The 13915-nt window shown below is 63.3% G+C and carries 15 protein-coding genes and 1 riboswitch; of the genes, 6 read left to right on the top strand and 9 right to left on the bottom strand.

The annotated features are described in order from the left end of the window. Positions 1 to 30: 30 nt before the first annotated feature. The gene (locus tag DKB74_RS19080) at positions 31 to 156 is read left to right on the top strand and encodes a hypothetical protein (protein WP_275658167.1); all 126 of its coding nucleotides are present in this window, start codon (positions 31 to 33) and stop codon (positions 154 to 156) included. A gap of 51 nt (positions 157 to 207) precedes the next feature. Here DKB74_RS19080 and DKB74_RS18895 read toward each other — a convergent pair whose 3' ends face one another. After that, positions 208 to 363: a hypothetical protein gene (locus tag DKB74_RS18895; RefSeq protein ID WP_164497938.1), complete on the bottom strand. Its 156-nt coding sequence runs from the start codon at positions 361 to 363 to the stop codon at positions 208 to 210. A gap of 79 nt (positions 364 to 442) precedes the next feature. After that, positions 443 to 808 (bottom strand): ArsR/SmtB family transcription factor, encoded by a 366-nt coding sequence (locus tag DKB74_RS10210; RefSeq protein WP_109808030.1) that lies wholly within the window; start codon positions 806 to 808, stop codon positions 443 to 445. 110 nt (positions 809 to 918) lie between these two features. Here DKB74_RS10210 and DKB74_RS10205 point away from each other — a divergent pair, with 110 nt between their 5' ends. Next, the gene (locus DKB74_RS10205) at positions 919 to 1665 is read left to right on the top strand and encodes an SDR family NAD(P)-dependent oxidoreductase (RefSeq protein WP_109808029.1); all 747 of its coding nucleotides are present in this window, start codon (positions 919 to 921) and stop codon (positions 1663 to 1665) included. A gap of 65 nt (positions 1666 to 1730) precedes the next feature. On the opposite strand, the gene DKB74_RS10200 is transcribed toward DKB74_RS10205, so the two are convergent. Next, positions 1731 to 2411 carry a hypothetical protein gene (locus DKB74_RS10200; RefSeq protein WP_109808028.1) on the bottom strand — a complete coding sequence of 227 codons (681 nt, stop codon included), beginning with the start codon at positions 2409 to 2411 and terminating at the stop codon, positions 1731 to 1733. Positions 2412 to 2653: 242 nt separating this feature from the next. Here DKB74_RS10200 and DKB74_RS10190 point away from each other — a divergent pair, with 242 nt between their 5' ends. Continuing rightward, positions 2654 to 2920 carry a Txe/YoeB family addiction module toxin gene (locus DKB74_RS10190; RefSeq protein WP_109808027.1) on the top strand — a complete coding sequence of 89 codons (267 nt, stop codon included), beginning with the start codon at positions 2654 to 2656 and terminating at the stop codon, positions 2918 to 2920. Positions 2921 to 2955: 35 nt separating this feature from the next. Here DKB74_RS10190 and DKB74_RS18565 read toward each other — a convergent pair whose 3' ends face one another. The 6 genes from DKB74_RS18565 to DKB74_RS10160 all read right to left on the bottom strand — a co-directional run bounded on the left by DKB74_RS18565 (position 2956) and on the right by DKB74_RS10160 (position 9485). Continuing rightward, positions 2956 to 3894: a hypothetical protein gene (locus DKB74_RS18565; RefSeq protein ID WP_145960946.1), complete on the bottom strand. Its 939-nt coding sequence runs from the start codon at positions 3892 to 3894 to the stop codon at positions 2956 to 2958. A gap of 222 nt (positions 3895 to 4116) precedes the next feature. Then, positions 4117 to 4689: a DUF2199 domain-containing protein gene (locus tag DKB74_RS10185; protein WP_109808026.1), complete on the bottom strand. Its 573-nt coding sequence runs from the start codon at positions 4687 to 4689 to the stop codon at positions 4117 to 4119. 338 nt (positions 4690 to 5027) lie between these two features. Continuing rightward, the gene (locus tag DKB74_RS10175; RefSeq protein ID WP_109808024.1) at positions 5028 to 5543 is read right to left on the bottom strand and encodes a nuclear transport factor 2 family protein; all 516 of its coding nucleotides are present in this window, start codon (positions 5541 to 5543) and stop codon (positions 5028 to 5030) included. Between the two features lie 112 nt (positions 5544 to 5655). Beyond that, positions 5656 to 7635, bottom strand: coding sequence for a phosphomethylpyrimidine synthase ThiC (thiC, locus tag DKB74_RS10170; RefSeq protein ID WP_109808023.1), 1980 nt, complete (start codon positions 7633 to 7635; stop codon positions 5656 to 5658). Positions 7636 to 7706: 71 nt separating this feature from the next. Further along, positions 7707 to 7815, bottom strand: a riboswitch (TPP riboswitch). 42 nt (positions 7816 to 7857) lie between these two features. Continuing rightward, positions 7858 to 8694 carry a MipA/OmpV family protein gene (locus DKB74_RS10165; protein WP_109808022.1) on the bottom strand — a complete coding sequence of 279 codons (837 nt, stop codon included), beginning with the start codon at positions 8692 to 8694 and terminating at the stop codon, positions 7858 to 7860. Positions 8695 to 8756: 62 nt separating this feature from the next. Further along, on the bottom strand, positions 8757 to 9485 hold the full coding sequence (locus DKB74_RS10160; protein ID WP_193504438.1) for a sterol desaturase family protein: 729 nt from the start codon (positions 9483 to 9485) through the stop codon (positions 8757 to 8759). 156 nt (positions 9486 to 9641) lie between these two features. Between DKB74_RS10160 and DKB74_RS10155 the strand changes: the two genes are divergently transcribed. From DKB74_RS10155 to DKB74_RS10145, 3 genes are all read left to right on the top strand, one after another. Beyond that, positions 9642 to 10277, top strand: a complete 636-nt coding sequence (locus DKB74_RS10155; protein ID WP_109808021.1) for a hypothetical protein — start codon at positions 9642 to 9644, stop codon at positions 10275 to 10277. 186 nt (positions 10278 to 10463) lie between these two features. Further along, positions 10464 to 11894 (top strand): serine hydrolase domain-containing protein, encoded by a 1431-nt coding sequence (locus DKB74_RS10150; protein ID WP_109808020.1) that lies wholly within the window; start codon positions 10464 to 10466, stop codon positions 11892 to 11894. A gap of 54 nt (positions 11895 to 11948) precedes the next feature. Beyond that, positions 11949 to 13901, top strand: a complete 1953-nt coding sequence (locus DKB74_RS10145) for an OPT family oligopeptide transporter (RefSeq protein ID WP_109808019.1) — start codon at positions 11949 to 11951, stop codon at positions 13899 to 13901. The last annotated feature ends 14 nt before the right edge of the window (positions 13902 to 13915 follow it).

Genomic DNA, 13915 nt, shown 5'->3' with positions numbered 1-13915 from the left:
GGGCGACCATCGCCCGCAAAGGAACCACCCATGGCCAAGAGCCAGAAAAAGTCGAACCGCGAAATCCGCAAGCCCAAGGCGGAAAAGGAAAAGAAGAACGCATCCAACCCGTCGACCAAGGGCAAGCCGGTCGCGATGGTGACGATCAACAACTAGCCGGCACAGCAGCGCGAGCGGCGCGGGTGCAGGCGCGCCGGGAGCCCGGGCTCAGCCCGCCGTGCGCGCCTTGTGCGCGGCGATCGCTTCGTCCAGTTCCGCGATCCGCTGCCGCTCGGGCGTGTCGCGCGCCAGCCCCTTAAGGCGGCAGGTTGCCCAGAGCTGGCGGCGTTCGGATTCGAGTTTCTTGAGATAGAGATCGGCCATCGGCGGGCTTATGCGCGCTGTGGCGGTTCGACGCCAGTGGGCGTGCGGATTTGGCCGCCGGGGCGCGCGAACCGATCGCCTAAGCGTGCTTTGCCGCGACCGCCTCCGCGAATTCCTGCCCCGAATTTTGGGCATATGCGCGCATGATCGCGACAAGCAGTCCGGGGAAGCGAGCGTCGATTTCGGCGCATCGGGCATAGTTGCGCATTTCCACGCCGTGCCGTTCGGACCGGATCAACCCGGCCTCACGAAGCACGCGAAAATGCTGCGAAAGCGAGGATTTCGGAATGACGCGCTCGCCCGTGTCGGCAAGCGTCGCACAGCCCTGAATACATCCCAGCCCGGCGATTTCGGCATAGATTTTCGCCCGTTCCGGATCGGCGAGCGCGTGCAGAATTGCCTGCGGAGTCATCTGATCGACGGTGGGATGAACGAAGGCACGCATGATAAAAATCAGATAGTCCCCTTTGTCCCAAGGTTCAATAGTTCCATATTCCCGAACTAACGCACTAAGCGGTCACTTTCGACCGTTGGCGTCTGGAAAAGGAACTTATTATGGCTCGTTTGCAGGGCAAAACCGCCGTTGTGACCGGCGGATCGAAGGGCATCGGCGCGGCGATCGCCAAATCGCTGGCCGCCGAGGGCGCGTCCGTCATCGTCAATTATGCGAGCAGCCGGGAGGGCGCGGACGCCACCGTCGAAGCGATCGTGAACGCGGGCGGCAAGGCAGTGGCGGTGCAGGCCGATGTGACCGATGCGAGTCAGGCCGACGCGCTGATCGCGGCGGCCAGGCGGGAATTCGGCGGCGTCGACGTGGTGGTCAATAACAGCGGCGTTTATGCCTTTGCCCCGATCGAGGAATTCGACCCGGCGGAATATCACCGGATGTTCGGCGTCAACGTACTGGGGCTGCTCAACGTCACCAAGGCCGCGGTGCCGCATCTTGGGCAGGGGGCGAGCATCATCAACATCTCTTCGAACATCACGCGGATGAAGATGCCGGGCTCCGCGCTCTATACCGCGAGCAAGGCGGCGGTCGACGCGATCACGCGCGTCCATTCGAGCGAGCTTGGCCCGCGCCAGATCCGCGTCAACGCGATCTCGCCGGGGATGACGATGACCGAAGGGACCGACGCGGCGGGGATCGTCGAGGGGTCGGACTTCGCCAACCAGATCATCGCACAGACGCCGCTGGGCCGGGTCGGCCATCCCGACGATATCGCACTGGCTGCGGTGTTCCTGGCAAGCGACGAGGCGCGGTGGATCACGGGCGAAGCGCTGGGCGTTAGCGGCGGCGCCTGATTGCGGGCGGGCGGGCGCGGCGACGGCGGGCGTGGAAGTTGGCGAAGTTGCCACCACGTCCCCCGTCATTCGTCGCTCCCGTCGAGAAAGTCGCGCCAATCGGCATCCTGGCGTTCGCTTTCGCGCCGCGCGCTATCGGTTGCGGCCTGTTGCAGGTCGCGTTCGGTGAGGCGGCGTGGATCGGTGCGCAGCGGATCGCGTTCGGGCGCGTGATGGCCGTGCGCATCGGCCCAGCCGTCCTCGGCAACGCGATCGACCGCCTGGGCGAGCGTCAGCGCGGCGCCGTCCGGGTGGCGCCGTGCCTCCATATTATCGAGCCAGGCGCCATAGCGTTCGGGATTGCGATAGCGCAGCAGAAACATGGTGAGCCGCTCGTCATAATAGCGCCGCTCGCCAATCTGTTCGCCCTGATAGAAGACCGGCCGGGTGACGCCATGAAGCGCGCGGGCGAAGGCGGCGTCGGACAGGCGGCGGATCGCGTAATCGAGCGCCGCATCCCAGGCGACGCGAAAGCTTTGCGCATCGACACGGCGGCGCAGCGCATAGGCGGCAGTGGTCGACATGCCGACACGTTTGCAGGCTTCATCGACACAGCCGCATTCGGCGAGCGCCTCGATAAAGCCAGTCTGTTTGTCGGGGGTCCAGCCATCGTGGCGATGGCGCGTGGGGACGGGTTCGAACTCGGCATCGAACGGAGCTTCGTCATCGGCCGGTTCGGGCGGGGTCGGAGGTCTGCTGTGCTTCATCGGACAGGATGGAGCAGATTTTGCGCGTGTAGGACAGGGTTTGTTTTTGGTTTGTTCTCCCCGGGCCTATGTCTGCGTCATTCTCGACAGCATCCGTACCGCCTGCGCAGGCGGGAACGACGGCCACAACTGACGACTGAAAATCTGTACGTATTATTGTACAGTTGCCCGATGAACGCCGAGCGGCTGCTGGAAGCAGTGCGCGGGTTCGAGGCAGGCGAGGCCAAGGGCATAGAATTCCCGTGAACGTCGCCTTCTGGTCTACGGCGTGGGAAGACTATCGCCATTGGCAGGAGCATGATCCGAAGCTGCTCGAAAAGCTGAATGGCCTGATCGAGGAATGTCGGCGACACCCGTTCAAGGGGACCGGCAAACCCGAGCCGATCGGCGGCAACCTGTCCGGCTGGTGGTCGCGGGGGATCAGTTGGGAGGAGCAGCTGGTGTATCGCGTGGCGGGAAGCGGTGAGGAGCAGACGCTGCAGATGGCGAATTGTCGGTATTGTTATTGAGTGGACCGCCACCATTATTCTATTATTCTATTTGCTTATTCTAACGGCATTAGCGGATCTACTTCAGCGAACCCTCTTGTTCGCTTGAAGTCCATCCTGTGAACAAAATTTCTCAACGCATCTGAAGGGTCAATGCGACTTAGGTTCAATTTGTTAAAAGTTTCTCGTACAAACTTTACAGATATAATTGGGGTAAACCGCTTGTATCCTGTCTTTGTATCAAGAATCTCCGGAGAACATGTTACATATATTTCATTAATTGGCAATATCGCATACAGATCACCCGCTATTCTCAGCGCAACACTACTGACATAATCTTGATAGTGTTCGTTGAAATCGCCAGCTGGCATCTTGGATTCTGAAAGCTTGCCGCTGGCAAGTTGCTTTCTCCGTACCCTTGGCACGATGCTATCGTCATGAACCTTTGCAATGGCATGAACTGCGGCTTGCGAAATATTGAATTCAATGTTGGACCCAATGAGCCCTTCTGAAGATAGGGTTTGCATTTCTGATATCACATCGCGAAAGGCCGCAGGGTCGTGATCGAGAATTCGCTTCGCGAGAGCGCGGTCGCTTTCCCATTCGGAAAGTGCGATTTTATATGAGTTCGATGCCAGCTGATTGTCTCTCTCATCTTCAGCCCGCGCGGTATCAAGTACCATTTGCAATCGAGCGAGGCGTCTGTCTGAACCTCCCCTGAGAAAATCGAAAACACTAGGCTTGAAGGCCTCGATTTTGGAAATGGCTATCAGCTCTCGAGATGAAGTAGCTTGCGGCTGCAATGGCGCCGGTGCCTTGGTCAGGGCTGCCCAATCGATAGTCGTGGTTTTAGCGTCATGAATTGAGACGAGATCGCTCATGACATCTTCCCATTCGGCAACAGCATCGGCCGCCTCCGAAATCATGTTCGCTTTCTGTTGAAGCCTTTGTCGGCGCTCTGCGTCTCGCTGCGCGCGCCGTCCCGCAGCTTCCATTGCACGCAGAGTGCCTCGCCACCCCATATTCCTTCCCCTCAAGCAGCAATATTAGCCCGAGAGAAAGAAAGCACCATTTGAGATGACGAGCAAATACTGCGCGCATTTTCTCAATCCCGCTCGCGATCCCCGGCGCCAATGTAGAGTTCGCTGCCAGTTTCCTTGAACACCTTGCTCATCTGTTCCATGGCTGCTTCGGCGCTTGCCGTATGGGAATGCTAGTCATTCCGGCGCGTGACCGTAACGGCGCAGGATTTCGAGCATCGTTTCCGGGGAAATCCCTTCGTCCTGAGCGATGCCGAGGACGTGTTCGTCGCTCTGCGCCCATAGCAACGGGCGCTGGCGCTCCGGTCTGGGTTGCACCCACAGCGCGATCGGATCGTCATCCTCCGCCACGATGGCGAGACGATTGACCAGCCAGCCCGACCACATTGCGTCTTCGCCAAAGTCGCCGCTGTCGAAGCCATCGACATATTTGCCGAAATTCTCGCGGCTGAGCGTGGTCCAGCAGCCAAAGCCAAAATCGCCGTCCACGCCGTTGACGGGAATCGTGAGCACCGCGCGGACCATGAAGTGCCGCCCTTCGATGACGCAAAAATCCTCCGAGAGGAAATCGCCGTCCAGATGGAGCTCGCTATTGGGCTGATACGCGTCTCCATGCGACCAGGGATCCGGCGCGCGCGCGGCGAGATCGAACGGCCAGCTATGTTCGGTCGCACAATTTTCGCACCGCCACCGGCCAGAGCGCAGCACCTCGGCCGCACTCGGTGGTGGTTTCTTGCCCCATCCGAACATCAATCCCCCCGGTGTTTCAGTCGTGTTCGCGATCCCCGGCACCCATATACAGCTCGCTGCCGGTTCGCTTGAAGACCCTTAGCGCATATCGGCCATTCCGGCTTCGGCTTCCGCCGGGAGCGGCGACGAGCCCTCCCCCTGCCCCTCGCGGGCGGGCGGAAGCGGCGGGGAAGCTGTTGGCGGCGTGATTCTGCTTCGCGGCGGAGGTTTCGGGTTTGCGATCGCGGCCGTCGCCCGGGTCGCCGCTATTTGCTGTGCGGCCCGCTGCGGATTCGCGAACTTTCTGCGCGATTTTCATTGCGCGGAAATGCGTGGTTCCGGCGTATTGGCCGGGCGGCTCAACCGGACGAGCGGGCCTTTCGGACCGCTGCGACGAACGGCGCATAATCGACATAGTCGCGGTGGCGCACGACCTTTCCGTTTTCCACCGTCAACAGGATCACCATCGGCGTGGCGCTGTCCACCAATGTCCCGTCGCCAAGGTCCAGGCCCCAATGGAGCACCCCTTCGTAGATCGCGGTTTCGCCCGAATAGAGCCGGCGGTTGCTGACGAATTCCATATGGCTGATGCCGGCATAGCCCATGCGAAAGCGCTGCATCATCGCCTGACGCCCCTGGGAAAGGACGCCGCCGAAAATATGGGTGGCGGTCGGGTCCTGAAAGCTCGCATCCTCCGCCAGCAGGATTTCCAGCGCGTCCCAGTTTCGCGATACATAGGCATCGAAATAGGCATCGGCGACCGGTGCGGTCGCCGCGCTGACGGCGGTATAATCCTTGCGCGCGCCCTCCTGCGCCGATGCCGGCGCGGACTGCACGAGCGCCGCCCCGGCCATGACCAGCCATGCTGTTTTCATCCGAACTCTCCCTGTTTGCCGCTCTGAGGCGAACAAGCGCGGAGGCCGTTTGCGGGTCAATCGGACATTCTGCCAACCGCGCAGATGGAGCCATCGGCGGCGCAGCGAGGGGTCAGTGCTCCGCCTTCACATAGAGATCGCCGCCATCGCGATATTTCTCCGACATCTTCGCCATCCCGGCTTCGGCTTCGGTTTCGGTCGGGGCTGAGCCCTCTCCACCGGCCTGCGGCCACGGCTCGCTTTGCGAGTCGGCTCCGGAACTGCGGTTTGCCCCCGGCAAATCGCTATCCGCTCCTGCGCCCGCATCCCCGTCGCGGGGAGGATTGGCGGCGAGGAAGCCGTCGGCGCCCTGATTCTGCTTCGCGGCGAAATCGCGCACCTCTTGCGAAATCTTCATCGAGCAGAATTTGGGGCCGCACATCGAGCAGAAATGCGCGGTCTTGGCGCCTTCGGCCGGGAGCGTCTGATCGTGATATTGCTCCGCCGTGTCGGGATCGAGCGACAGGTTGAACTGGTCGCGCCAGCGGAATTCGAAGCGGGCGCGGCTGAGCGCGTCGTCGCGCAGCTTCGCCGCCGGGTGGCCCTTGGCGAGATCGGCGGCGTGGGCGGCGAGCTTGTAGGTCACCACGCCCACCTTCACATCGTCGCGGTCGGGCAGGCCCAGATGCTCCTTGGGCGTGACGTAGCAGAGCATCGCCGTGCCGTACCAGCCGATCATCGCGGCGCCGATGCCGCTGGTGATATGGTCGTATCCGGGCGCGATGTCGGTGGTGAGCGGGCCGAGCGTGTAGAAGGGCGCTTCGCCGCACACCTCCAGTTGCTTGTCCATATTCTCCTTGATCTTGTGCATCGGCACATGGCCGGGGCCTTCGATCATCACCTGAACGTCATGCGCCCATGCCTTATGCGTCAGTTCGCCCAGCGTGTAGAGTTCGGCGAACTGTGCCTCGTCATTGGCGTCGGCGATGCTGCCGGGGCGCAGGCCGTCGCCCAGGCTGAAGGCGACGTCATAGGCCTTCATGATCTCGCAGATTTCCTCGAACTTTTCGTAGAGGAAGCTCTCCTTGTGATGGGCGAGGCACCATTTGGCCATGATCGAGCCGCCGCGCGAAACGATGCCGGTGACGCGCTTTGCCGCGAGCGGGACATAGGGCAGGCGGACGCCGGCGTGGATGGTGAAATAATCGACGCCCTGTTCGGCCTGTTCGATCAGCGTATCGCGGAAAATGTCCCAGCTGAGATCCTCGGCAACGCCGCCGACTTTCTCCAGCGCCTGATAGATGGGGACGGTGCCGATCGGGACGGGGGAGTTGCGCAGGATCCATTCGCGGGTGTCGTGAATGTTGCGGCCGGTGGAAAGGTCCATCACCGTGTCCGCACCCCAGCGAGTGGCCCAGACCATCTTGTCGACTTCGCTCGCCACGTCGCTGGCGACGGCGCTGTTGCCGATATTGGCGTTGATCTTGACCAGGAAATTGCGGCCGATCGCCATCGGCTCGCTTTCGGGGTGGTTGATGTTGTTGGGGATGATCGCGCGGCCGCGCGCGACTTCGTCGCGGACGAATTCGGGGGTGACGAAATCGGGGATGGCGGCACCGAAGCTTTCGCCGTCGCGCGTCGCGTCGCGGTGCATCGCTTCGCGCCCCATATTTTCGCGGATCGCGACATATTCCATTTCAGGCGTGATGATGCCTTTGCGCGCATAATGCATCTGGCTGACATTGGCGCCGGGTTTGGCGCGCAGCACGCGCTTGCGGACATTGGGGAAGGGTTGGACCCCGCCCGAACGATCGGGGCCGGACAGGCCGTTATCCTCTGGCTTTACTTCGCGCTGGGTAACTTCCTCGACATCGCCGCGCCCGCGAATCCAGTCGCGGCGCAGTTCGGGCAGGCCGGCCATGATGTCGATGCGGGCTTGCGGGTCGGTATAGGGGCCGGAGGGATCATAGACGCGCAGCGGCGGTTCGCCCGACGAGGGCTCCAGATCGATCTCGCGCATTGCGACGCGGAGCGGGCCGACATGCACCTTGCGGCTGCCGCGGATCGCGCCGGTGGTGACTTTCAGTTCGGGAATCGTCGGGTTGTCGGCCATGCAATGCTCACTCCAGATTGCCGATCGATCACGACCGGCGGAATGAGCGTCGTGCGCGGCAATCCCCCGGACTGCCTGTGCGCGCCACTCCCTACGCCGGTCTCAACCGGATCAGGTTCAGCGGGTCGCAGGCTCCAGCCTGCCTCTCAAGCGCGGGTCAGCGCTCCCCCGGGGATATGGTCGTGAGTCTAGAGCTTATCGGGCCGCGCGCAAGGGGGCGGATCAGAAGCTGTAGGCGAGCCCGGCGACGCCGAGCCACTGGTCGGCGCTGCCGACCATAGTGACCGGGCTGTCGGCGAAATCGCCGAGCAGGTGGCGATAGCCGACGCCGCCGACGAGCAGCAGACCGCCGGTAAGATCGCCGGTCAGCGCATAGGCGCCGCCGATCCCGGTGCCCCAATTCTTCCACCCGCCGCGCGCGGCATAGGCGGGCAGGCCGCTGGTCACCGACTGGGCGGGCGAGATCGAGAAATAGGTGTCGGCATAGCCGTCACCGACATGGTCGGCAGAGAAGAACACCGACACCATCGCCTTGCGGCTGAGCGGTGTCATATAGGCGAGGGTGGGAGTCCACACGCCGCTGTCATGGACGCCGGAAACATCGTGGCGATAGCTGAGCGTCACCGACAGCCGATCATAGTCGCTGGTAACCACGCCGGTCTTGGCAATGCCGACAAATCCGCCGAGTTCGACGGCCGTGCCGATCTTGCCCAGCGAAGCGACCTGCGCATTGTCGATCGCCTTGGTGCTGGTGCGGTTGAAATTGATCGCCCCCATCGGGCCGGCCTGGATCTTCCACCCGGAGTCGAGAAGATCGGGCATCAGATCGAAGCTGAGGCGATTGCCGGCAAGCTGAAACCCGACACCGCCGACCTGGCCGAACCCGCCCGGCGCAGGCGCGATGCGATAATCGCTCGACCCTTCATAATCGGGGACAAGCGTCGCGGCGACGCCCAGAATCGCGAAATCCTCGTTCCGGTCTTCGCCTGCCGATTGGGCATAAGCGGGAAACGCGACGGCAGTGCAGGCAATCGCGCCGGCGAGGATCAGGATACGCATAAGCAAAATTCTCCGGAGGGGAACGCGAACACGTGCCCGATAGAAGCTGAAACGATGCGCTTCTACTTTCGCTCCGGCGCACGCCGCGATTTTTGCAGCGCAGCATCGCCGCCGAATCCGCCCAGCCCGGCATCGGTGCCGCAGAGCCGGTCCCAGAAGCGGAAATACAGGCCGTAATTGCACCGATAGCGTTCGTGATGCCGCTGATGATGGCTGGCAGTGATCACCCACCGGCCGATCGGCCCGTGCCACAGGAAACGGGGAAAAACCTCCCATCCCATATGGTTGGTCACGCCCATCACGGTCATGATCGCCAATACCAGGCCAAGCGCGGCGACATGGATCGGGATCAGGAACACCAGCGCCGGGATCACCACCGCGCCGGTAATCGCCTCGACCGGATGGAACGCCATCGCCGCCCATGCGGTGGGCGGGCGGCTGGCATGATGGACGGCATGGGCGATGCGGAACCAGCGCGGACGGTGCATCCACCGGTGTGTCCAGTAGAACCATGTGTCGTGCGCGAACAGATAGAGCAGCACCGACACCGGCAGATACCAGAGCGGAAAGGCGTGGACGTCTTCATAGATGCGCGTCCAGCCATAGGCGCGCCACCCCCATGCCACCACGCCCGCCGGGATGCCGTAAATCGCGGCGCTGGCGAGCGACCAATAGATCTCTCGCCGCATCTGAGGCTCCAGCCCGCGATACAGGCCGGGATGGCGCAGCCGCGTCGCCAGCGCAAAGCCGCCGCTGGACAGCAGATAGCGCACCCCGACGATCAGCGTCATGGCAAGCGCGGACGCAATAATGGCGAGGGCAATATCCACGCACCGACCGATATCGTGAAACGGCGGCGCGTCCTAGTGGCGAGGGCGCCATCCGCTTTACGACGCGAACCGACGCGCTAAACAAATGATCGACCATCATCGGCAAGGGGGGCCGCCATGTTCGTCGCACTGATCCGGCTGATTCTGTCCTATGCACGGTCGCTGGCGTTCATCCTCGCCTGCGCCGCTGCCTTTTTCATTCTTCAAAACCTTGGCAGAGCGGAAGCAGGCGACTGGCCGGTGATGGCCGCAGTGATGGGCGGCGCGCTCGCAATAATCGCATTCCTGTTCTTCATGCCGATGCTGGTGGGCGGTCGGCGGGTGTTCAAGCTGCGCGACACATATGTCGGCGACCTTGTCGCGCCGCCGCCACCCGGAGCGGCGCAGCTGATATTCTATGCCGATCACCGCGTCCATCAAGGCTCGCCGGCAGTCGTAAAGCTGGGCGGCATCGGCGAAGTGGCGCTGCCGCAATGGTCGGGAACAGCAGTAACGGTTCCGCCCGGCCGTTATGAAGGGCAGGTAAGGATAAGCGGTGGCGGCGGGGGAGCGCATTGCTTCGGATTCGAGCTGCTTTCCGGAGAAACCCGCTATTTCCATGTGCGCGAACAGATCGGCATAGTCGGCCTCAACGCGCGCCTCTTTCCGGTCGACGACGAACGGTCGATTGCACGCGCGCACAAGGCGCAGGCGATGCTGTGGCGCGAACTGGCGCCCGAAGCGACCGGCCCGGTACGAGAGGCCCTGACCTGATCCAACTGCATCCGATCATCCCCATCGGGCTTGAATCCGGCATGGGCTATCTGATCGGCCTGCCATGGCTGAACCGCTCGCCGCTGGAACGGTAACGGCGCGGAACGACCGTTGCGTTTCCGACACGAATTGGGTCGAACGTCGCTGCCATGCTAGGCTGACGCAGAAGTTTCAGGGGAAGCGGGCATGCGGCGGGCGATAGCGATACTGGCGGCGTTGGGGATGAGCTGCATCCTGCATGCGAGCACGCCCGACCGCGCGATCGACGCGTTCATCGCGCGCGAAATGCCCGTTTCGGGGGCGCCGGGGCTGGCATATGCTATTGTCGATAAAGGCGATATCCGCGCCGATGCGCGCGGCGAAACGCTGAAGGGCAGCGGGGATGCCGTCACCCCTGACACGCCATTCCTGCTCGGTTCGGTTTCGAAGAGTTTCACGGCAATGGCAGTGATGCAGCTGGTCGAGGCCGGGAAAGTCGATCTGGATACCGGCATCGGCCGATACCTGCCCATATTCGCCGACGCCCCGGCGCGCGACGTGACGCTGCGCCAGTTGCTGAGCCACACCAGCGGATTTTCGACGCTGCAGGGCAATGCGGCCCATGTTGATGACAGCCGCAGCACGGATGCGCTGGACCGACAAGTGACGCGGATCGCGACATGGACGCCGTCGCACGCGCCGGGCACGCATTGGGAATATTCCAACGCCAATTACCTGATCCTGGGCGCGCTGATCGAGCGGATCAGCGGGCAGGATTATGCCTCCTATATCACCGCGCACATCCTGAAGCCCTTGGGCATGACGCACAGCTTCGTTTCCGATGGCGCGCATCATCCGGGGATGGCCCGCGGCCATATGCCCTGGTTCGGCGGCAAGCGGGCGATGGCCGACGCGCCGACGGGCCGCATCATGGCACCCGCCGGGGGCGTGATTGCCAGCGCGCGGGACGTCGCACGCTATCTGGGCGTGATGATGAACGGTCGCGACGATGTGATCCGCGCGCAGAGCAAGGCGATGATGATGCAGCCGGCGAGCGAGGCTTCGCCTTATTATGGGTTCGGCTGGAACATCGATCCCGACAGCGGTGCCGTTTATCACAGCGGCAACAGTCCCGGCGTGGAGACTTTGGTATCGATGATCCCCGATGCGCAGAAGGGCGCGGTGGTGCTGGTCAATGCCGCGGGCGGGATGGGGTTTGGCGATACGGTGGCGTTGCGCGTCGGCATCGCGACGCTGGCGCTGGGCGAGGAATATGACGGGCCGGGCGGCAATTGGGGGCCGAAATCGCTGTATCTGGCGATAGCGATCACGGCGCCGCTGTTCCTGATCGCCATGGTGGTGGCGTGGTTCCGCCGGGGCGCGCTGCGCGCCAAATCGGGCGCGTTCGGACGGTTCAGCCTGTGGTTTCCGCTGGCGGCGACGCTGGCGATGGCATGGGTGTTCGTGATGCTGATCCCGCATCTGTTCGGCACGCCGATTGCGAACCTGTATCGCTATCAGCCGGACATGACGCTGATGCTGATCGCGGGCGCAGTGACGGGCGTTGCCTGGGCGCTGTTCCGGCTGGCGCTGGGATATAGCGGGCGCCGCGGGGGGAATGTTGCGTCGCAGGATTGACGCGCGGGCAATTGCGGCGTTCTTGTCGCTCTTCGGCAGAACAAGGGGGCATGGGTGACCGACGCGAAACGTGACGAAAGTCCGCTGGAGCTTACGCTGCGCGGGATCGTGCTGGGCGGGATCATCACGCTCCTGTTCACGGCAGCCAATGTCTATCTGGGCCTAAAGGTCGGCCTTACCTTTGCCACGTCGATCCCGGCGGCGGTCATTTCGATGGCGGTGCTGCGCGGGTTCAGCAATTCGACGATATACGAGAATAATATCGTCCAGACGGTGGCGTCGGCGGCGGGCACGCTGGCCGCGATCATCTTCGTGCTGCCAGGGCTGGTGATGATCGGCTGGTGGCAAGGCTTTCCCTATTGGACGACGGCGCTGATCACCGGCACGGGCGGCATATTGGGCGTGTTGTTTTCCGTCCCGCTGCGCCGCGCGCTGGTGGTCGATACGCCGCTCCCCTATCCCGAAGGCACCGCCGCCGCCGAAGTGCTGCGCGTCGGATCGCAATCGCGCGAAGGCGCCGAGGAAAGCACCAAGGGGCTGCAGGTGCTGGTCTGGAACGCAGTCGCGTCGGCGGGTTTCGCGATCCTGACCCAGACGAAGCTGGTGGTGGCCGAAGCATCGACCTGGTTCCGCGCAGGCGCCGGCGCGACCGGCATTTCGGGCGGGCTGAGCTTTGCGCTGCTGGGCGTCGGGCATCTGGTGGGCATTTCGGTCGGCATGGCGATGCTGCTGGGGCTGGTGGTCGGATGGTGGCTGTTGCTGCCGATGCTGACCGCCGTCACGCCGGTTGCGGGAAGCGTCGAAACCTGGGCGCTAAGCGTGTTCCGCGACGATATCCGCTTTTTCGGCGCGGGGGTGATCGGCGTTGCGGCGGTGTGGACCCTGCTCAAGATCGCCGGACCGGTGATCGGCGGGATCCGGTCGGCAATGGCGGCGAGCGCGAAACGCCATGCCGGGCAGGATCTGGTGCTCGAAGAGCGCGACTTGCCGGTTTCCATCGTGTTCGGCGGATCGCTGGCGATGCTGATCCCGATCGGCATGCTGCTCTACAGCGTGCTGGCAGGCGGGCCGCTCGACGCATGGGCGATGGTGCTGATTTCGGGGGCGCTGGTCTTCGTGATCGTGATCGGCCTGCTGATCGCGGCGGTGTGCGGTTATATGGCCGGGCTGATCGGGGCATCCAATTCGCCGGTGTCGGGCATCGGCATTCTCTCCATTGTCGGCGCGTCACTGATGCTGGTGGCGATGTTCGGGCGCGATCATTCGCCCGAAACGACCGATGCGCTGGTCGCCTATGCGCTGATCGTCACGGGCATCGTGTTCGGCGTCGCGACGATTTCGAACGACAATCTTCAGGACCTCAAGACCGGCCAGCTGGTCGGCGCGACGCCGTGGAAGCAGCAGGTGGCGCTGGTGATCGGCGTCGTTTTCGGGTCGCTCGTCGTGCCGCCGGTGCTCGAAGTGCTCAATCAGGCGATGGGCTTTGCCGGTGCGCCCAATGCCGGACCCAACGCGCTGCCCGCGCCGCAGGCGGCGCTGATTTCCGCACTCGCAAAGGGCGTGCTGGGCGGCGACCTCAACTGGGCGATGATCGGCTATGGCGCCGCGGCCGGCATCGGTTTCGTGGTGCTCGACGAGCTGCTGGGCGTGACGGGCAAGCTGCGGTTGCCGCCGCTGGCGGTGGGGATCGGCATCTATCTGCCGATGAGCGTCATCCTGCCGACCGTGGTCGGCGCAGTCATCGGCTTCTTCTACGAACGCTGGGCGGACAAGCGGACCGACCCCGAATTCGCGCGCAGGATGGGGGTGCTGACCGCGACCGGGCTGATTGTCGGAGAGAGCCTGTGGGGCGTGGCATTTGCCGGGATCGTCTATGGCACCGGCAGCGATGCGCCGCTCGCGCTGGTCGGCGACGGTTTCGCGACCCCGGCGCTGATCGGCGGAGTGGTGCTGTTCGCGGCACTGACGATGTTCCTCTATCGCCGGACACGGAAACTGGTGGGGTAGGCCCGGCGAATTCA

The organism is Stakelama portus (assembly GCF_003171655.1).
In the GTDB taxonomy this organism is placed as follows: domain Bacteria; phylum Pseudomonadota; class Alphaproteobacteria; order Sphingomonadales; family Sphingomonadaceae; genus Sphingomonas; species Sphingomonas portus.
Note: the sequence above shows the minus strand (reverse complement) of the source record. Positions and strands in the feature narration are given on the sequence as shown.